The organism is Moorella mulderi DSM 14980 (assembly GCF_001594015.1).
In the GTDB taxonomy this organism is placed as follows: Bacteria; Bacillota; DSM-521; order Neomoorellales; family Neomoorellaceae; genus Neomoorella; species Neomoorella mulderi.
Window position 1 is genome coordinate 227,123 of the sequence record NZ_LTBC01000001.1, and the last position, 18,074, is coordinate 245,196.

Consider the following 18,074-nt stretch of genomic DNA (forward strand, 5'->3'; position numbering starts at 1 on the left):
GGGGAGGTTACAGCAATCATGATAACTTTCTGGGTATCCATCGTCATCCTGGTGGTGGGCTACTTCCTTTACGGCACTTTTGTCGAGAGGGTCTTTGCCCCCCAGGAACAGCGCCCCACCCCGGCAGTAAGGCTCAACGACGGCGTTGACTATGTGCCCATGGACTGGAAAAGGGATTTCCTGATCCAGCTCTTAAACATTGCCGGCCTGGGGCCCATTTTCGGCGCCATCCAGGGGGCCCTGTGGGGACCGGTGGCCTTTATCTGGATCGTCCTGGGCGGTATTTTTGCCGGCGCCGTCCATGATTACCTCGTCGGCATGCTCTCCGTGCGCCACGACGGCGCCAACCTGCCGGCCATTGTCGGCAATTACCTTGGCTCCAAGATGAAACAGTTCGTTAACATTTTTACCGTCATCGTCCTGATCCTGGTTGGAACCGTCTTTATGACCGGCCCGGCCCAGCTCCTGACCAGGCTTACTCCTGAAAGTCTAAATTACACCTTCTGGCTCGGCGTTATTTTAGTCTATTACTTGCTGGCGACAATTTTGCCCATTGATAAAATTATCGGCAGGATTTATCCCCTCTTTGGCGCCGTCCTGATTATCATGGCCGTAGGGATTGTCGGTGGGATTATGGTTAAGGGGTATCATATTCCTGAGTTAACCCTGGCCAACCTGCATCCCCAGGGAGCGCCCCTGTGGCCCCTGCTCTTTATCACCATCGCCTGCGGCGCCATCAGCGGCTTCCACGCCACCCAGTCGCCTATAATCGCCCGCTGCCTGGAAAATGAGCGTTATGGCCGCCGGGTCTTTTACGGGGCCATGATTGTTGAGTCGATTATCGCCCTTATCTGGGCCGCTGCTGCCATGACTTTCTTTGGCGGCACCAACGGCCTGGCTAACGGTTTGAAGAGCCTGGGCGGTCCGGCCGGTGTCGTCAACCAGGCCTCCTTTACCCTCCTGGGTACCATTGGCGGCGTCCTGGCCGTCCTGGGGGTTATCGTCCTGCCCGTCACCTCCGGTGATACCGCCTTCCGGGCAGCAAGGCTCACCATTGCCGAATTCCTGGGGTTAAAGCAGGGGCCCATAATTAACCGCTATAAAATTGCCATTCCCATCTTTACCATAGGTTTTATTTTGAGCCAGATTGACTTCACCATCGTGTGGCGTTACTTCGCCTGGTCCAACCAGACCCTGGCCATGATTGCCCTCTGGGCCGCCGCCGTCTACCTGGCCCGGCAGCGCAGCTTCCACTGGGTAGCCACCCTTCCGGCTACCTTCATGACAGCCGTCAGCATCACCTATATCCTCCAGGCGCCGGAAGGCCTGCACCTGGCTACCAGCATTTCCTACCCGGTAGGTATAGCCGCAGCCGCCCTGACCCTGCTGGCCTTCCTGTGGCAGGTTTACAGCCGGGAAGCTGTCTTAAGCGGCGCCAAGCCAAAACCGGAGACCAGGTAAAGAAATTAATCCCCGGGTTAAGCCCCTAACCCGGGGATTTTTATATCTCCCGACCATCCTGGTCGCCCGTACCCCTCTGGCATCAGGGGGCTTCCCTTTTTGCCTGGCTGGACTCCCCTTCAGCCCCGGGGCCTTTTCCCGCCAGGTAATTAACAACACCGGCATAGATGGCAAAGGCCATCTGGCGCTGGTAGTGGGGATCGGCCAGGAGCTTTTCTTCCCGGGGGTTGGAGATAAAGCCAACTTCTACAATAACTGCCGGGATCTTCTGGGTACGCAGGACAAAGGCATCAATACTTAAAGGCACCCGGTCGGTATTGGCCAGGCGGCGCCTGATTTCAGCCTGGATGGCCTCAGCCAGTTTTTTCCCCTCCGGCGATTTGGGATCATAAAAGAGCTGGGCGCCCCTCTCCCGGCCGTCAAAGGCGTTGCAGTGGACGGAGATAAAGAGGTCAGCCTTGACCTTCTGGGCGAGCTTAACCCGTTCCACCAGGTCATCGCCGGATTCTCCTTCCTGGACGTTTTCATCCTGGCGGGTGAGGAAAACCCTGGCGCCGCCCTGGCTTAAAAATTCTGCCAGTCGCTGGCTGATAGCCAGGTTAATCCGGTCTTCCGGGGTTCCAGCCGGGCCTGTGGCTCCGGAATCAATCCCGCCGTGGCCGGGGTCGACCACCACCACCTGGTTGGCCACCGCCCAGGAAAGGGCCTGGATGGCCTGCTCCTCTTTCAGGCCCTGGTAGCGACTCCAGGCCAAAAATACAGCCATAACTACCAGTACGGCTGCCATAAACTTAAGGCTGCGCCGCCGGCGAACAAATACCACCCGCGCCATGAACCCCGCCTCCCCCCGTAAAAAATATGCCCCTGATTAATTCGTTAAACCAGGGAACTATTTCCTGCCGGGAGTAAAATAATTAATCCTTGATCCTTGTTCCTTACATTGTTAAAATTAATTCTCAAGTAAAAGCGAAAATAAACCATCTAAGAAGTGAAAACGCTGGGAATACGAAGGGAAGAAACCGTGTGGCCGTAATCGTAGTCCAGGACCTGGTCAAGCGTTTTAACGACCTGGTGGCCGTCGCCGGGGTGACCTTTAACGTCGAAGAGGGGGAGATCTTCGGCTTTCTGGGGCCTAACGGCGCCGGTAAATCGACCACCATCAAAATGCTCTGTACCCTGCTCAAGCCCACCAGCGGCCGGGTCACCCTGGCCGGCTTTGATGTTGCCCGCCAGCCGGATGCCGTACGCCGTGCCATCGGCCTGGTTTTCCAGGACAACTCCCTGGACGACCGCCTGACAGCGGAAGAAAACTTGCGTTTCCACGGCCTCCTCTACGGCCTCTCCCGGTCGACCATCAAAGAGCGCATGGACGAAGTCCTGGCCATGGTGGATCTGGCCGGGCGCCGGCGGGATATCGTCCGCACCTTTTCCGGCGGCATGCGCCGGCGGCTGGAAATCGCCCGCGGCTTCCTGCACCACCCCAAAGTCCTTTTCCTGGATGAACCGACGGTCGGCCTGGACCCCCAGACCCGCAGCGCCATCTGGCAGCACATCCACCGCCTGCGCCGGGAGAAAAACATCACCATCTTTATGACCACCCACTACATGGACGAAGCGGAAAACTGCGACCGCATCGCCATCATTGACCATGGCCGCATCCAGGCCCTGGATACGCCGGATAACCTGAAACGCCGGCTGGGAGGCGATGTGGTTACCATGATGACTGTTGATGACTCCCGCCTGCAGCAGGAGATTGCCGCCCGCTACGGCATCAAAGTCATTAAAGACGAAGAGGGCCTGCGCCTGCAGGTGGATGACGGGGCTACCTTTATCCCCCGGGTGGCCGCCGATTTCCGGGGGCAGATTAACAGCATACATTTACGGCGCCCTACCCTGGATGACGTTTTCTTAAGCCTCACCGGCCGGGCCATACGGGAAGATAAAGTCTCTTCCGCCGAGCTCATGCGCCTGAACCGCCGCCACGGCCGCCGGCGGCACTAAGGAGGAAAATCCCATGCAACCTGCCCTGCGGGCCATTTACACCATCTGGTACCGGGAATTTATCCGCTTCATCCGGGAACGCAGCCGCATCATTGGTATGATCGGCCAGCCGCTGCTCTACCTTCTCATCGTCGGCCAGGGCATTGCGGCCGCCATGGGCTTCCGCGGTGTACCTGCCGGTGTCCCCGTTAACTACGTCCAGTTCATGTATCCCGGCATCCTGGGGATGTCCGTACTTTTTACCTCCATTTTTTCCGGCGTCTCCATCATCTGGGACCGGGAGTTTGGTTTTTTGAAAGAGGTCTTAGTAGCCCCCGTACCCCGCTGGGCAACCGCCCTGGGTAAAGCCCTGGGGGGTAGCACCGTGGCCCTCATCCAGGCCGCCATCATGCTCCTCCTGGCACCTTTAATTAAAGTCTCCCTTACTCCAGTTACAATCCTCCAGCTCCTGGGCATCCTGTTCCTCATTTCCCTGGGCCTGACCTTCCTGGGCATCGCCATTGCCAGCCGCATGACAACCATGGAAGGCTTCCAGATGTTCATGAACTTCCTGGTCATGCCCCTCTTTTTCCTGAGCGGCGCCATGTTCCCCATGACCAACCTGCCAGGATGGATGAGTGTTTTGATGAAACTAGACCCCCTCACCTACGGTGTTGATGCCCTCAGGCGACTGGTGTACAGTGGCACCGACCCCCGGGCGTTGCAATATCTTGTTCATTACAGCCTGGAGTTTGACCTGGCCGTAATCACCGGCCTGGCCCTCCTCCTGGGCATCCTGGGCTCCTGGTCCTTCAGCCGGCAGGAGTAAAATAAAAGCGGCTGGTGATAAGCCGCTGCTTGAATATCCCTGCCTTACAGCAAGAATACCGCTTTACTGTTTCTGCAGTCGTATAAGCGGCATGGAGGCGGGCGCTATTTGCCCGCCGGTCCTGCCTGGGGGCTGACCTCTGGTACAACTACATTCTCTTCCTTTTCTTTAGTAAAGGTAATTACCATGCAGAAGGCACAAATAAAAATCAAGAAAAGGATCATACCAAAAACGCCTTTAGAATAAAGCCAGGAAAACTGGTTGACAGCCAGGATTACCAGAGCCAGCCCGGCAACTATGGCCCCTAGTCCCACATTTTTGGCTATCCCTTTCTCAGGTATAGCCCAGCGGTAGCTGCCCGCCCTTTCAACCAGGGTAACCAGGGTTAAAGCGGAAACGTTAAAAATCATCCCGATCCACACCGGGTGGATATTCAAGTAAAATTTGGCGGGGTGCCAGCCACCCAGGTGATACCAGGTTATGCCAGAGAAAAACCCGGCGACCAGGGCGCTGACAGCTCCCTTGCGGCTGGCCAGAGGCCAGAAGAGTACGCCAATAATAGGGGCAAAGGTAGCCCCGTTTCGGGCCGTCCAGGCCAGGACATTCCACCACGCGGCCTGTTCCGTCCGCAGAAAGCCAAAGATAATCATCAATACGGTCAATACCACCAGCGACCACTTGGTGTAGAGAACCATTTGCTTGTCGCTAACTTTAGGATTCAAGGACGAAACCACATCCCGTCCCAGGCTGGTAGCCCCGGAGAACTGGCAGGGAGCCCCCCACCCCAGGGCGCAGGCCCAGATACCCATGAAGAAGATGCCCACCAGGGGTGCCGGTAAAACCTGGGCCAGGTATTTGGGTACGGCCACCAGGCCGCGGCCGACGCCAGGGGCCACTACTGCTGCGGCCATACCAAAGAGAACACCCATGACAATAAAGACGATATTAAAACCTGCCGCCCAGAGGAGACCCTTTTGCCCCTCTTCCGGCGTGCGGCAGGAGAGGGCCATCTGGAAGGCCGCCTGGGCCAGGAAAACGTTCACCAGGAAGGTGCCGAACCAGGCGAGTATTGTCTGCAGGCCAACGGTAGTCAGGCCGAACATGGCCGGTTTGGCCGCTGCCAGCTGGGCCAGGCCGGCGAAACCGGGTTTAATAAAGAAGGCGATAAGGCCGATGATAAACATCAAAGTAAAGGCAATCGTATTGGCCGTTTGCGTAAAGACCACCGACCACATGCCGCCAGCTTGCAGGTAAATTAGCAGGAGCAGGGCGCTGAAGATTACCCACGTAGATAACGACATCCCTGTAAAGGCGCTCATGGCGGCGGCAAAGGCCAGGGCATTGGCGGTGGCGTACATGGGAAAGGTAAAGGCCGTGACAGCGCCGGCGATGGCTTTGGCCGTCCGGCCATAGCGATCACCTATTAAACCCGATACGGTCACTACCAGGCGCTTGCGGAAGGGTATCACAAAAAACAAGGCGATAATTATCACGTGGATTAATTCCGCCACGCCGTACCACCCGGCAGAGATACCCGTCGTGTACGCCAGCTCCAGGATAGCGATATACGAGGAACCGGAAAAAAGCCCGGTGATACAGACGGCTACCATCCAGGGTTTGAACTTACGGCCGCCCACCCAGAAGTCCTCACCGCGGGCGGCCCGGCTCCTGGCAATGTTGCCGGCAATAATAAGAACGACTGTATAGATAACAGCCATAAATAAAATCCAGAAAGCGTAGGTATTCATTCCCAGTCCCCCCCTATAGCCCTGTTAATATTTAATTCTACCGGTGATTATCTTCCCCGGTCCCTCCTATCAATTACCACTGGCCTCTTTCAGGAAAGGGTAAGGATACTCCTCCCCGTTAATTTTGAAGGAATACTCGATGGAACCGGCCGTCTTCATCATGTTGGCTGCCGAGCAGTACACCTCGTCGGCCAGCTTGATGGCCTGGGCCACCTTTTCCGGCGGGATATTGGCACCCTGGAAATCGTAAACTACCCGCATCCGCGTAAAAATCTTGGGGTGGTCGGCGGCCCTTTCACCTTCTACCGCAATAGTTAGTTTATCAAAGCTGACCCGCATTTTTCGCAGGATATGGGTTACCTCGATGCCGGTGCAACCGCCCAGGGCCATAAGCATCAGGTCCATAGGCCGGGTCCCCTGGTTTTCGCCACCATAAACAGGGCTGGCGTCCATGGCTACCTGATGGCCGGCACCGTCTTCGCCTACAAACTGCATCTTACCTGCCCAGTTGACTGTAACTTTTGCCATCGAAATCATCCTCCTCGGGGTTATTCTTGTTACCGCTATCACTTATTTTGTAGGTTGCAAAAATCATGCCAGGGTATAAAAATCCCCTTGCACCATCTCCGGCTACAAGGGAATGGGATAAAAAAGAACTTTTTCTGGTCTGTTTGTGCACCAGTAATCCCGGTTTATCTACTTTGTTCATGTGGTCACATTATAATTTAACCTCATAAATTAATCCGGTACAGTTTTACACCGTTTCGGTGCAATTTTGCACCACCAGGCCGTAAGACCGGGCCTTGCGCAATAAAGTTGAATGGGATACCCCCAGTGCCCGGGCGGCCTGGCGCAGGCTACCATACTGTCCCAGGGCCATGGTAATTAACTGCCGTTCCACCTGTTCCCTGGCTTCCTGCAGGGGTAAAAGCTGCTTGAGGACCAGGTCCTTGCCAGCATCCTCCTGTTCCCCCTGGAATTCAAGGGGCAGGTGTTCCGGCTGGATTAAGTCTCCTTCGCCCATAATGACCACGCGTTCCATGACATTCTGGAGTTCCCGGACATTGCCCGGCCAGGAATAGGCCTCCAGCACCTTGCAGGCAGCGAAGGACAGGCGTTTAGCCGTACCGTATTTATTATTAAACCCTTCCAGGAAGTGCCTGGCCAGGGGCAGGATATCTTCCCGCCGCTCCCGCAAAGGCGGAATCCTGATGGGCACCACATGTAAACGGTAATAGAGGTCTTCGCGAAAAGTCTTTTCCCGGACCATCCGGGCCAGGTCCTTGTTGGTCGCGGCCAGGATGCGAACATTGAGCTTGATGGCGCGGCGGCCGCCCAGGCGGTAAATCTCCTGCTCCTGGAGAAAACGCAACAGTTTGACCTGCAATCCCAGGGGCAGGTCGCCTATTTCATCCAGGAAGAGGGTGCCGTTATCGGCCACCTCCAGGAGACCAATTTTTCCTTCTTTACTGGCCCCGGTAAAGGCCCCCTTCTCATAACCGAAGAGTTCTGATTCGAGCAGGTTTTCCGGGATGGCACCGCAATTAATCTCCATAAAGGGACCGTTACAGCGCCGGCTGTGCTGGTGAATCAGCCTGGCGATTACTTCCTTACCGACACCAGATTCCCCGGTAATCAGGACGGTAGAATCGACGGCCGCCACCCTTAAGGCCTGATCCACCACCCGTTGCATGGCCGGGCTCTGGCGGATCACCTCGGGAGCCGCCAGGTGCCGGGCCCGCAGGGCCTGGATTTCAGCTGCCGCTCGCTGGGCCTCTTCTTTCAGGTGGCGGAGTTCCGTCATATCGCGGATGTTGATGACCACCTGGGAAACGGTCCCCTCTTCATTGAAAATAGGGCTGCCGGTAAGGATGGCTTCCCGGCTGGCCGGGGTCTGGTACATGACAGTCACCGCCTTGCGGCTGTCCCGGACCAGGCGACAGAGCTGGTGGAGTTGACTTTCTGCCTGGCCGGCATCCGGCTGTAACTTGTGGCCCACCAGGAGCGGCCTGGCGCCCGGCGCCATTATGCGGCCGTAGGCTTCGTTAACCCCCAGGACAACGCCCTGGCTGTCAATGACCACCATGCCGTCGTAGCAGGCCTCAATAACGCTCTTGAGCTGCTGGTTTAAAGACTTGACCACCTTCAGTTCGCTGGAGATGGCCTCCAGTTCGGAAATATCCTGCAGGACCAGGACAACTCCCTGCTCATGGCCCTCCCTGGTAATGGAACTGCGCCGGATGGCCAGGGTTCTATCTCCTGCACGCGCCTTATGAAACTGGTCACCGGCTGCTTTGGTAAGAAACTGGCTTAACCCAGACGCCGCCAGGACGGTGACTGCCGGCTGCTCCAGGGCTGCTACCACTGGCATGTCAAGGAGGCGGGCTGCCGCCGGGTTGATGTGGCATATTTTCCCTTCCCGGTCGACGGCAATGATACCGTTGGGCACCGCCTCCAGGACTGCCGCCAGCTCGCGTTCCGCCTTTTCCAGGGCCCGGTGCACCTTCTTGATCAAGCCAATCCGGGTCAGGACACCGCTCAAGCGCCGTTCTTTGTTTAAAACAATGAGGCGATCAATGGGTAAATTGGCCACCTGCTCAAAACCTGTATCCTCATCGATGCAGACCAGTTTCCTATCCATGACCTCTTCAATAGGCGTAGCCATGGTAGCCCCCTGCTGCAGGGCTTCCAGGAGGCGAAAGACGGTAATAATGCCCACCACTTCGCCGTCGGCGTCCAGGACCGGAGCGCAGTTGACCTGCTGCCGCTGGTAGACGGCCACGGCATCGGCCAGGGTCTGCCAGTAGTATAACGTCTCCGGGTTGTTGAGCATGACCTGCTTGACCTGCATGAGATACACCAGCCCTTAAAAATTTAGGGATAGGCCCCGTACTACTTTCTACGTCAAGAGACCAATCCCTATTATAACAGGTGGTGCGCTTTTGCACCAGATACAAAAACAGCCGGCCTGGTATTGAGCTGGGGCCGGCTATCTATTGGGCCAACTTTATAAGCAACCAGCCTTGCGAAAGGTGGGAAGGAAAAGTAGATAATTTTTACCTAGATGGTTACCATGGGATGAGATACTGCTTTTGCTAAAAGCTCGAGAGTGATAAAATATTAAGTAGAAAGTTGCTTTTCGACCCGGAGCTGATTTAAATTTTGCTTAAATGGGGAGGTATGCATCAACTTGGATCAAGAAATTCTCTTCCTTGTCGAAGAGTCTCCTGAAGGCGGTTATGAAGCTCGTGCTCTCGGTTATTCCATTTTTACAGAGGGTAAATCAGTGGAAGAACTTAAGGATTCTGTTCGCGATGCAGTTCGCTGCCATTTTGAAGAAAAGGATTTACCGCGGGTGATTCGCCTCCATTTTGTAAAGGATGAAGTAATCGCCGTATGAAAATCCCGAGGGACATAAGCGGGGAAGAACTAGCCGGGCTACTCGCCAAGTTCGGTTATTAGATAACCTGGCAGACTGGGAGCCATCTACGCTCACCACTATGTTTAACGGTGAACATCATATCACCATTCCCCGCCATAATCCATTAAGAGTAGGTACTCTTAATGGCATACTAATTGATGTTGCAAAACATCTAAAGATCAGCAAGGAAGTGTTGGTAAAAGACCTTTTTAATAACTAAGGGGGCACGTGGTTGCCCCCTTAGTTGCTTTTTATGCTTATCTATATGCGTACTAAATTTTAAATCAACTCCCGGCTGAAGGCCACCTTGAACTCCCGGGGCTGATCCAGGCGCACCAGTTCCAGGCCCAGGCGGTCCAGGGTGGCCGGTGTGGGCCGGCCCTCCTCGTCCCAACCGCGGTGGTGGTAATAGGCCTGCACCAGTTCCGGTAACCTGGTAAAGGGCCCGGCTTTAATGCCCCCGTCTGCAATCCCTTCTCGCAGGAAACGCTCCGGCAGGGTGTCGGCTTCCCGGCCCAGGCCCTCCCGCAGGTTGAAGGCCCGCTCCAGGGCCAGGCTGCGCTCGGCGGCCATGTAGAGGTCCTCCAGGGCCAGTTCCGTACCGGTAAAGGCCGTCAACATTTCAGTCATCAGTTCCAGGGGCAGCCAGCCGCCCAGGTAGGCAAAGAGACAGCCGATACCTGTTTCCAGGGCTACTGTCGTCTCCTGGATGCGGCTGACCTGGTCCGCCAGGTCCTCCCCCTGTCGGTCTGCAGCAAAAAGCCCGGCATGCAGGGCCTTGCCGTAGCAGTAGCTGCCCCCCAGGGCCGAAACGACCATCCCCAGGCCGTGAAGGGGGCGCACCCGCGGGTCATAACCCGGCATCTCAATCCCTTTGATGGTCATGGCGTATTCCACCGCCCCGGAACCGATATGCTCTGCCGCCCAGCTTACTCCTTCAGCCAGGAGCTCACCGAGCCCCATCCGGTAGGCGATCATGCGGATTAATTCCAGGGTGGTTTCCGGCCGTTCCCAGCCCAGGTCAAGACCCTCAGCTTTAAGTAAACCCCGCTGCTGCAATTCATAGGCAAAGGCAATACTGCCCCCGGTGGAAACCGTGTCCAGGCCCAGGTCGTTGCAGCGTTCGTTGGCTGCCGCCACCAGGTCCGGTTCGAAATGACCCGGGTTGGCTCCCAGGGCCCAGCAGGTCTGGAACTCCGGTCCTCCTCGCTCCAGAAGGTGAGGCTGGTTAACCGTATCAACGTCCGCCTGCCAGGCGCCCTGGAAATTGCGGGTAGGTAAAATGGCGCCCTTTATAGCCCCCGGCAAAGGTGCCCGGTGATCCCGGCGGTCAATCAATTCCCGCTGTCGCTCCAGCAGCCGGGACCAGAGCTCTCTATTAGCTGCAGGTATATCCGTTTCGGTGTCTACGACAATGGCTTTAAGTTTTTTTGCTCCCATGACGGTACCCACCCCGCCGCGAGCGGCCGTACTGTGGTTGCTCACTATGCTGGCATAGCGCACCAGGTTTTCCCCCGCCGGGCCGATGCAGGCCACCCGCGCCTCCCGGCCATGGCGCCGGCGCAGTTCGGCCTGGGTAGCCTGCGTCCCCTGGCCCCAGAGGTCATTTGCCGGCCGCAGTTCTACCCGGCCCCGGGGCCCCAGGTAGAGGTAAACTGGCTCGGCGGCCTGGCCGGTTAAAAAGAGTATTTCGTACCCGGCACCGTGGAGCCAGGCACCGAAGTCGCTGCCGCCAACGGAACGGATAAAGCCCCCGCTTAAAGGGCTTTTGGTCACCGCCAGCCAGCGGTTAACCCCCCTGGCCCCGCTGCCGGCCAGGGGACCGGCGCTAAAGATTAAAATATTCTCCGGGCTTAAGGGTTCTACTCCCGCGGCCAGTTCGCCATAAAGATATCTGGCCGCCAGGGGCCGGCCGCCGATAAAGTCACGGCATACCTTTGCCGGTATATCCTCCTGGCGGATGCTGCCGTCGCTTAAATTTACCCGTAAAATTTGCCGCTCCATAAAAAAACACCCCGCCTTTACTTTTCCTTTAGTATCGGCAGGGTGCTGCCAAGCTATTCCGGGATATATACGTCATAATTGGGGCAGGGATCAAAGTGCTTTTCTACCTTTCCAGCAGCACTACCCGGGCCGGTGCCGCTTCAGCCCCCAGGAGGGGGAGGGGAAGAGCCAGTATGTGGTAAACCCCCGGGGGAACCCCCTTTAACCGCAAGCCTTCAATGATAACAATCCCATTTTCAAGCAAAGTCCGGTGGGTCGGGTAACCGGGCTGGTCCCGCTCCACCCCCAGGGCATCCAGGCCGACGCCGCGCACCCCTTTTTGAACCAGATAGGAGACGGCCCCGGCATCCAGGTAGATAAAGCCGGCTTCATTTCCGGCAGCCCATGAGTTTTTAGTCTTCAGGAGAATAAAGTCGCCGGGCCGGACGGGCTGGCCTTCCAGGTCCCTGGCTGTAATCCGGTCGTTGACTGCCGTCAGGTCCAGCACCCGGCAGGAGCCGATTAAAAGCGACAGGTCCAGGTCGGCGGTGGTGGCCCCGCCGGGGATTACATGGGCGGGGGCATCGATATGGGTCCCGGTGTGGGTATCCAGGAGCCAGCGCGTTTCCCGCACGCCGTTTTCATAGTCGCGGGTGATTTCCGTTTGCGGCTGCTTCTCCGCCCTGTTTTTATAGACGGGCATGCCGTGGTATATGGGCATGGATATGTCGTAGATACGCAAGCTTTCACCAGTCCATTCATTTATTTTATTTCTAACTACCCACGTTCCGGCAGCAATTCATCTTCCTGCCACCAGTGGCGGCCGTCCCGGATTAAAAGCTCCTGTGCCGCCGGTGGTCCCCACTGGCCGGCGGCGTAATTGGGAAAGAGGGGCGGCCTCGCCATCCAGGCAGCGGCAATGGGGTCCACGAACTGCCAGGCCGCCTCCACCTCATCCCAGCGGGTGAAAAGGGTGGGGTCCCCCCTCATTACGTCATAAAGCAGGCGCTCGTAGGCCTCGGGGGAATTAACGCCCACCTCACAATTCTGGCAAAAGTCCAGGCGGATGGGTACGATGTAATTATTATTCCCCGGCCGCTTGGCATTGAGCTGGACGTAGACACCCTCCAGGGGCTGGACGCGGATGACCAGGAGATTGGGGCGTAATTCGCCGTATTCCTTAAAATACAGGATATCCGGCAGGGATTTGAACTGGAGGATAATTTCCGTCACTTTCACCGGCAGGCGCTTGCCCGTACGCAGGTAAAAGGGCACGCCGGCCCAGCGGAAGTTTTCGATGAAAAGCTTTAAAGCGACAAAAGTTTCCGTCGTGGAATCAGGAGCCACTTCCTTTTCCCGGCGGTAAGGCGGTACCGTTTGCCTATCTATCTCCCCGGCACCGTACTGGCCGCGGATGACGTTCCTGTTGACTGCCGCCGCGTCCAGGGGCCGTAATGAGCGCAGCACCTTTACCTTTTCGTCGCGGACAGCTTCAGTGGCCAGGCTGGCCGGCGGTTCCATGGCCACCAGGGTCACCAGCTGCAGGAGGTGGTTCTGGACCATGTCCCGCAGGGCCCCGGCGCGGTCGTAATAGCCGCCCCGGTCCTCCACGCCCACCGTTTCCGCCGAAGTAATCTGGACGTGGTCGATATATTTATTATTCCATACCGGTTCAAAAAAGGTATTGGCAAAGCGGATGACCATGATGTTCTGGATCATTTCTTTCCCCAGGTAATGGTCAATGCGGTAAATCTCTACCTCGCTGAAAGCCGCCCGGAGCTGGCGGTTTAATTCTGCCGCCGAAGGCAGGTCATGGCCGAAGGGTTTCTCAATAACAACCCGCTGCCAGCCCCGCGCCGGTACCAGGCCTGTTTCCTTTAAGCTCCGGACCACGGGGCCAAAGTGATCCGGGGCCACGGCCAGGTAAAAAATACGGTTGCCCTGGCAGTCAGCCGCCTCCTCCAATTCCACCAGGAACCGTCCCAGGCGGGTATACCCCTCCGGGTCATAAATGTCGGTCCGGAAATAGTGCAAGCGGGTGGCAAAGGGCTCAAAATGGGCGTCCAGGTCAGAGGCGCGGCGGGAAAAGGTCTGCAGGGACGGCAGAAGTATCTCCTGCCGGAAGCTATCCTGGGTAAAATTGCGCCGGCCCACAGCTATTACCCGCAGAGCAGGCGGCAGGAAACCATCGACAAAAAGGTTGAATAAAGCCGGGTAAAGCTTGCGCCGGGCGAGATCTCCCGTGCCGCCAAAGATCACCAGCAAGCAGTTGTACGGCCTTTCCAGGCCCATATCCTACCCGCCTTTCTACCCATCTTCCCTCCTATTTTGCGCTCCCAGCCGGGTTTTTATAGAAAGAATCAAAAAGGGATGCGATTATACACCGCATCCCTTTTGCGTTGACATTACTGGAGCGGAAAACGGGATTCGAACCCGCGACCCTCGGCTTGGGAAGCCGATGCTCTACCACTGAGCTACTTCCGCATGTGTAATTTATTTTACCCCCTTCCTTTTCTTTTGTCAAGTTTAATCATATCAACCGCTTGTGCCAGGTGGACGTGGCAGGGAGAGACGGCTGCGGGAACACGCCTGGCTGCCGGGGTGGAATGGGCTGCAGTGCTGGATGGGGAGAGGGGATCACGATGACATCCACGAGTTCCCCTTCTTCTTTAAGGGGCAGGGCCGGGCCGCCGGCCAGGGTCAGGAGTTCTCGCACCGGGGTACCCAGGGGGACAGTCAATGTTTGCGGCTGTCTAACTGCGCCGGTGATGGTCAGGAACTTATGGGTTACGGGTTTTTTCTTTATCTCCTTCATCCCGCACCAGATAGGCGCCGTAGTTCTGCAGGTGGCCGTGTCTGCGGCGGCAACGGCGGCGGCCAGGCCGCGAACTTCAATTATACCCACGCCTTGATTGTTCATGGTGTGCCTCCGAAATTGACTTGCACTAGCCGCCGTACCCCGTGCATCCAGGGTGACGGCCGCTGACGCCGAGCTTTTCCCGAATCTGCAGCAGCTTCTCTACTTCCTCACAGGGCAGTACACGTTCCCCGCCCAGCTGCCGGGCCACCAGGCTGATCTTAGCAAAGTGCTCAATGGATTCCATCTTGTAAAAGGCGTTGTAGACATCCGTCCCCAAGGTAAGGGCGCCGTGGTTTTCCAGCAGGACGGCGTCGTATTTATCCAGGTACTCCCTGACCGCCAGGGGTATTTCTTCGGTAGATGGGGTGCCGTATCTGGCAAGAGGGACAGCCCCCAGGGTGATGATGATTTCCGGCAGTACCGGCTTGTCCAGGGGGATACCGGCCACGGCAAAGGCGGTGGCCACAGGCGGGTGGGCGTGGACTACCGCCCGCACATCCGGCCGGTGCCTGTAAACATCCAGGTGCATTTTTATTTCCGAAGAAGGTTTGAGGTTGCCGGCGATTTTTCGCCCTTCCAGATCCACCTTGATGATCATGTCGGGAGTCATAAAGCCCTTGCTTACTCCGGTAGGGGTGGTTAAAACCTCATTTTCCCCGATGCGGACGCTGATATTACCGTCATTGGAGGCGACAAATCCTTTGGCGTAAATACGCCGGCCTACTTCACAAATATCCTGCCTGATTTGATATTCGGAAGCCACTATGAATTCTCCTTTCTTACCGGCCGCCTCTGCATTCAAGGCAGAGGTGCTGCCGGATAAAAAACTCGAGTTAACACATTTTTATACCACCGAAATAAAAATCTAATTTTAAGTTTGTATACTGTTCTGAAGTATCGAGAACGCCTGTTGCTCTGACCTTCCCTTTTCCCCGCCTCCCAGGCGGAGGGGGTAATCCCTTGAGATATTCTTTAACCACCAGCTCCCGCCTCCATTTCTGCTTTCAACCCTTCCCCTACGACGATCACTTTTATGCCTGTAGAGCGGATTCTTTCTATTTCTCCCTCCGGCGTACCGCTGTCGGTTATAAGAGTATGCACAACCGTCACCGGCGCCACCGTAGCCAGGGTGGCGGTGCCAAATTTATCGTGATCAGCCAGGAGAATGATCTCCTTGGCCCCGCGCACCATTTCTGCTTTCACCCTGGCCTGCACCTCGGTGGATTCGGTGATGCCTTCCTCCAGGGTAACCCCATTGCAGGAGATAAAAGCCTTTTTAATGTTGTAGCTCGCCAGGGCGTTTTCCACCAGCGGACCCACGAAGGAAAGGGTACGGGGATGCAAGGTGCCACCGGTGCAGATGACCGTAACGTCAGGATTGCCCGCCAGGGCCATGACGACCTTCAAGGCATGGGTAATTACCACCAGGTCCTTTTTATCTTTAAGAAAATGAACAAACTGCAGAGCGGTGGTGCTGGCGTCAACGGCGATAACGTCACCGGGCTGGACCAGTTCAGCCGCCCTCCTGCCTATCAGCTGCTTTTCGTAGCGATTGCGCATATTGCGGATGTGGAAGGCGGTTTCTTCCTGGTTAGAGGCTATTTTTACGGCGCCGCCGTGGGTACGCTTCAAATAGCCTTCGCTTTCCAGGCGTTCCAAATCGCGGCGGATGGTTTCTTCCGTGACTTGAAAAATACTGCTGAGTTCGGTAACTTTGACGATACCCTGGTCATCTAAATGCCTGATAATTTCTCGCCGCCGGTCTTCAGCCCGCAAGCCCTCAACCCTCCCTTCCGGAAACAAACATCTTTATCTTTGTTTTGCTTAATTAATTCGCCATATACCCGGAAATTCCTTCTGGTTACACATATTTTTTTGTTTAAAATTTGGGTTTACAAATTTGTACCCTGTGTTTTCCCAAAAAATAATCCTGCCGCCATACTTGCTTCTCAATGCTAAGGTGAAAATCATGGCTATTAGCAATAATTAAGCAAATGTTTCCCTCTTGACAGGGATGAAATAAGCATGTAATATACTGACCTGTGGGCCATTAGCTCAGGCGGTAGAGCACCTGACTTTTAATCAGGGTGTCGGTGGTTCGAATCCACCATGGCTCACCAGACATATGGCCCGTTGGTCAAGAGGTTAAGACACGAGCCTTTCACGCTCGTAACGGGGGTTCGATTCCCCCACGGGTCACCAAACCAGGAGCCGTAGTGTAGCGGTCTAACATGCCGGCCTGTCACGCCGGAGATCGCGGGTTCAATTCCCGTCGGCTCCGCCAGGAAAGATAAAAGCCCCGGACAGGGGCTTTTTTGATACGTATAGCATGGTATAATAAATATAGAGGTATAAGCAGTTTTTAGGGTATGATGAGACTGTAATAATTTTCGAGAATGTACCGGCGGGGTTTGCAGGCAATGCGGGAAGGTGTTTTCTATGGTACAAATTAGCTGGTTCTATGGCATCAAGATTTCAATGTTTTATGACGAACATTTACCACCTCATTTCCACGTAGAATACGGAGAATACCATGCAATTGTTGATATTCAAAAGGCGGTAATTATTAAAGGCCAGCTTCCAAAAAAACAGGCAAGTTTGGTTATAGCATGGACTTTATTGCACCAGGATGAATTAATGGATAACTGGCATAATGCTTATCATAAGAAAGAGCTGTTTAAAATTGATCCCCTCAGATAGGAGCGTTGATAAACATGATTCCACCGGCATTAATACAGGTATATGCTGATAAAGAAAGGGATTACGCCATTATCTGCCAGTTCGTTGACGGCAAAGTGACCCGCTACGATATGAAAAATCTCTTATATGGGGTTTTTGAACCCCTGAAAAACAAAGATGTGTTTAAAAACACTTTAACGATCCTGGATAATACGGCTGCATGGGATTTAGCAGGAAAAAGGGATGAAACAAACTGCCTGACCATTGATCCCTGGACATTATATAATGCCGAAGATATAACCGGCGATATGATTCATTAGACCCACCTGGATGTCCCCGGTGGGTCTAATGCATATTATCCCGCTAAAGAAGGTCCGGGCGGCAGTTCTCCTATTCCTTTTGCAATTCTCGCTCGACAAAACGCAGGTGCTCGCAGATGGCCCTCCGGGCGGCGCGGGGGTTGTGGGCTTTGAGGGCCTCGTAAATACGTTTATGCTGCTCAAAGAGCAGTTCCTGGTTGCCAGGGGTGGTATAGAGGCGCTGGCGGCTGGTACGCAGGGCCTGGCGCATGGTGTCGGAAACCGTATGCATGAGCCTGGCCAGGACGGAATTGCGGGCCGCTTCGGCTATGGCCAGGTGAAAACGCAGGTCGGCTTCTTCCCCCAGGGTGCCCTTCTGCAGGTCGCGCTCCATTTCCTTTAAAATCCCGGCCATTTTTTCTAAATCTTGCGGCCCGGCGCGGCGGGCCGCGAGATACGCAGCCTCGCCTTCCAGGGCCTGGCGCGCCTCCAGAAGTTCCATGGCTACCTGGCGGTCCAGAAGCAGGGCCATTGCCAGGGGTTCTACAATGGCCCCGTGACGGATATTCTGGACAAAGGTGCCCTCCCCCGGCCGGATGTCGATAACCCCCATGGCCGCCAGGGCGCTCAGGGCTTCCCGCACGGAGGCGCGGCTTACACCCAGGCGTTCGGACAGTTCCCGCTCCGGAGGCAGGCGGTCCCCGGGTTTCAGGTTGCCCTCACCAATAAGGTCCTTGATCTGCCGGACAATTTCTTCATATATTTTTTTAGGGCGGATAGGCCTCAGGTCCACCTTTGTCCTCACCCCTAAAGC

18 protein-coding genes and 4 tRNA genes are annotated in these 18,074 nt (G+C 55.8%); 9 read left to right on the forward strand and 13 right to left on the reverse strand.

The genetic code is table 11. The annotated features are described in order from the left end of the window. Positions 1 to 18 precede the first annotated feature (18 nt). Positions 19 to 1,461, forward strand: coding sequence for a carbon starvation CstA family protein (locus MOMUL_RS01090; RefSeq protein ID WP_062280455.1), 1,443 nt, complete (start codon positions 19 to 21; stop codon positions 1,459 to 1,461). Between the two features lie 82 nt (positions 1,462 to 1,543). Here the strand turns inward: MOMUL_RS01090 and MOMUL_RS01095 are convergent, their stop codons facing one another. Then, positions 1,544 to 2,293 carry an N-acetylmuramoyl-L-alanine amidase gene (locus MOMUL_RS01095; RefSeq protein ID WP_062280458.1) on the reverse strand — a complete coding sequence of 250 codons (750 nt, stop codon included), beginning with the start codon at positions 2,291 to 2,293 and terminating at the stop codon, positions 1,544 to 1,546. Positions 2,294 to 2,484: 191 nt separating this feature from the next. Here MOMUL_RS01095 and MOMUL_RS01100 point away from each other — a divergent pair, with 191 nt between their 5' ends. Next, positions 2,485 to 3,462, forward strand: coding sequence for an ATP-binding cassette domain-containing protein (locus MOMUL_RS01100; RefSeq protein ID WP_062280460.1), 978 nt, complete (start codon positions 2,485 to 2,487; stop codon positions 3,460 to 3,462). A 13-nt stretch (positions 3,463 to 3,475) separates the two neighbouring features. After that, positions 3,476 to 4,270: an ABC transporter permease gene (locus tag MOMUL_RS01105; protein ID WP_062280466.1), complete on the forward strand. Its 795-nt coding sequence runs from the start codon at positions 3,476 to 3,478 to the stop codon at positions 4,268 to 4,270. Positions 4,271 to 4,374: 104 nt separating this feature from the next. On the opposite strand, the gene MOMUL_RS01110 is transcribed toward MOMUL_RS01105, so the two are convergent. The 3 genes from MOMUL_RS01110 to MOMUL_RS01120 all read right to left on the reverse strand — a co-directional run bounded on the left by MOMUL_RS01110 (position 4,375) and on the right by MOMUL_RS01120 (position 8,869). Beyond that, on the reverse strand, positions 4,375 to 6,018 hold the full coding sequence (locus tag MOMUL_RS01110) for a sodium:solute symporter family protein (RefSeq protein WP_062280469.1): 1,644 nt from the start codon (positions 6,016 to 6,018) through the stop codon (positions 4,375 to 4,377). A 69-nt stretch (positions 6,019 to 6,087) separates the two neighbouring features. After that, positions 6,088 to 6,546, reverse strand: a complete 459-nt coding sequence (locus MOMUL_RS01115; protein WP_062280471.1) for an OsmC family protein — start codon at positions 6,544 to 6,546, stop codon at positions 6,088 to 6,090. 226 nt (positions 6,547 to 6,772) lie between these two features. Further along, complete coding sequence (locus tag MOMUL_RS01120; protein WP_062280477.1) at positions 6,773 to 8,869, reverse strand: sigma-54-dependent Fis family transcriptional regulator; 2,097 nt, start codon at positions 8,867 to 8,869, stop codon at positions 6,773 to 6,775. Between the two features lie 339 nt (positions 8,870 to 9,208). On the opposite strand from MOMUL_RS01120, the gene MOMUL_RS01125 reads away from it, so the two are divergent. Further along, on the forward strand, positions 9,209 to 9,418 hold the full coding sequence (locus MOMUL_RS01125; protein ID WP_054935980.1) for a 2-oxoisovalerate dehydrogenase: 210 nt from the start codon (positions 9,209 to 9,211) through the stop codon (positions 9,416 to 9,418). Positions 9,419 to 9,718: 300 nt separating this feature from the next. Here the strand turns inward: MOMUL_RS01125 and MOMUL_RS01130 are convergent, their stop codons facing one another. The 8 genes from MOMUL_RS01130 to MOMUL_RS01160 form a co-directional block, all read right to left on the reverse strand. Beyond that, entirely contained in the window at positions 9,719 to 11,443 is a 1,725-nt protein-coding gene (locus MOMUL_RS01130) for an aldehyde ferredoxin oxidoreductase family protein (protein WP_062280483.1), read from the reverse strand. A 103-nt stretch (positions 11,444 to 11,546) separates the two neighbouring features. Next, on the reverse strand, positions 11,547 to 12,164 hold the full coding sequence (locus MOMUL_RS01135; protein WP_062280486.1) for a cyclase family protein: 618 nt from the start codon (positions 12,162 to 12,164) through the stop codon (positions 11,547 to 11,549). A 35-nt stretch (positions 12,165 to 12,199) separates the two neighbouring features. Then, on the reverse strand, positions 12,200 to 13,714 hold the full coding sequence (zwf, locus tag MOMUL_RS01140) for a glucose-6-phosphate dehydrogenase (protein WP_062280488.1): 1,515 nt from the start codon (positions 13,712 to 13,714) through the stop codon (positions 12,200 to 12,202). Positions 13,715 to 13,831: 117 nt separating this feature from the next. Beyond that, positions 13,832 to 13,906 (reverse strand) — tRNA-Gly (locus MOMUL_RS01145). A gap of 46 nt (positions 13,907 to 13,952) precedes the next feature. Further along, a complete protein-coding gene (locus MOMUL_RS01150) occupies positions 13,953 to 14,342 on the reverse strand; it encodes an SLBB domain-containing protein (protein ID WP_062280490.1) in 390 nt (129 codons plus the stop codon). 25 nt (positions 14,343 to 14,367) lie between these two features. Then, positions 14,368 to 15,045 (reverse strand): class II aldolase/adducin family protein, encoded by a 678-nt coding sequence (locus tag MOMUL_RS01155; protein ID WP_084785378.1) that lies wholly within the window; start codon positions 15,043 to 15,045, stop codon positions 14,368 to 14,370. 70 nt (positions 15,046 to 15,115) lie between these two features. Next, positions 15,116 to 15,262 carry a hypothetical protein gene (locus MOMUL_RS16500; RefSeq protein WP_161484946.1) on the reverse strand — a complete coding sequence of 49 codons (147 nt, stop codon included), beginning with the start codon at positions 15,260 to 15,262 and terminating at the stop codon, positions 15,116 to 15,118. Next, complete coding sequence (locus tag MOMUL_RS01160) at positions 15,255 to 16,058, reverse strand: DeoR/GlpR family DNA-binding transcription regulator (protein ID WP_062280496.1); 804 nt, start codon at positions 16,056 to 16,058, stop codon at positions 15,255 to 15,257. The genes MOMUL_RS16500 and MOMUL_RS01160 overlap by 8 nt, the downstream gene beginning before the upstream one ends. A gap of 268 nt (positions 16,059 to 16,326) precedes the next feature. Between MOMUL_RS01160 and MOMUL_RS01165 the strand changes: the two genes are divergently transcribed. The 5 genes from MOMUL_RS01165 to MOMUL_RS01185 all read left to right on the forward strand — a co-directional run bounded on the left by MOMUL_RS01165 (position 16,327) and on the right by MOMUL_RS01185 (position 17,281). Then, positions 16,327 to 16,402: transfer RNA gene (locus tag MOMUL_RS01165), tRNA-Lys, on the forward strand. 7 nt (positions 16,403 to 16,409) lie between these two features. Beyond that, positions 16,410 to 16,484, forward strand: a tRNA-Glu gene (locus MOMUL_RS01170). Between the two features lie 5 nt (positions 16,485 to 16,489). Further along, positions 16,490 to 16,566 (forward strand) — tRNA-Asp (locus MOMUL_RS01175). Positions 16,567 to 16,721: 155 nt separating this feature from the next. Next, positions 16,722 to 16,982, forward strand: coding sequence for a DUF4160 domain-containing protein (locus MOMUL_RS01180; protein ID WP_054937554.1), 261 nt, complete (start codon positions 16,722 to 16,724; stop codon positions 16,980 to 16,982). Positions 16,983 to 16,996: 14 nt separating this feature from the next. Further along, positions 16,997 to 17,281, forward strand: coding sequence for a DUF2442 domain-containing protein (locus MOMUL_RS01185; protein WP_054937553.1), 285 nt, complete (start codon positions 16,997 to 16,999; stop codon positions 17,279 to 17,281). Between the two features lie 70 nt (positions 17,282 to 17,351). On the opposite strand, the gene MOMUL_RS01190 is transcribed toward MOMUL_RS01185, so the two are convergent. Then, on the reverse strand, positions 17,352 to 18,053 hold the full coding sequence (locus tag MOMUL_RS01190) for a FadR/GntR family transcriptional regulator (protein WP_062280499.1): 702 nt from the start codon (positions 18,051 to 18,053) through the stop codon (positions 17,352 to 17,354). Positions 18,054 to 18,074: the final 21 nt, after the last annotated feature.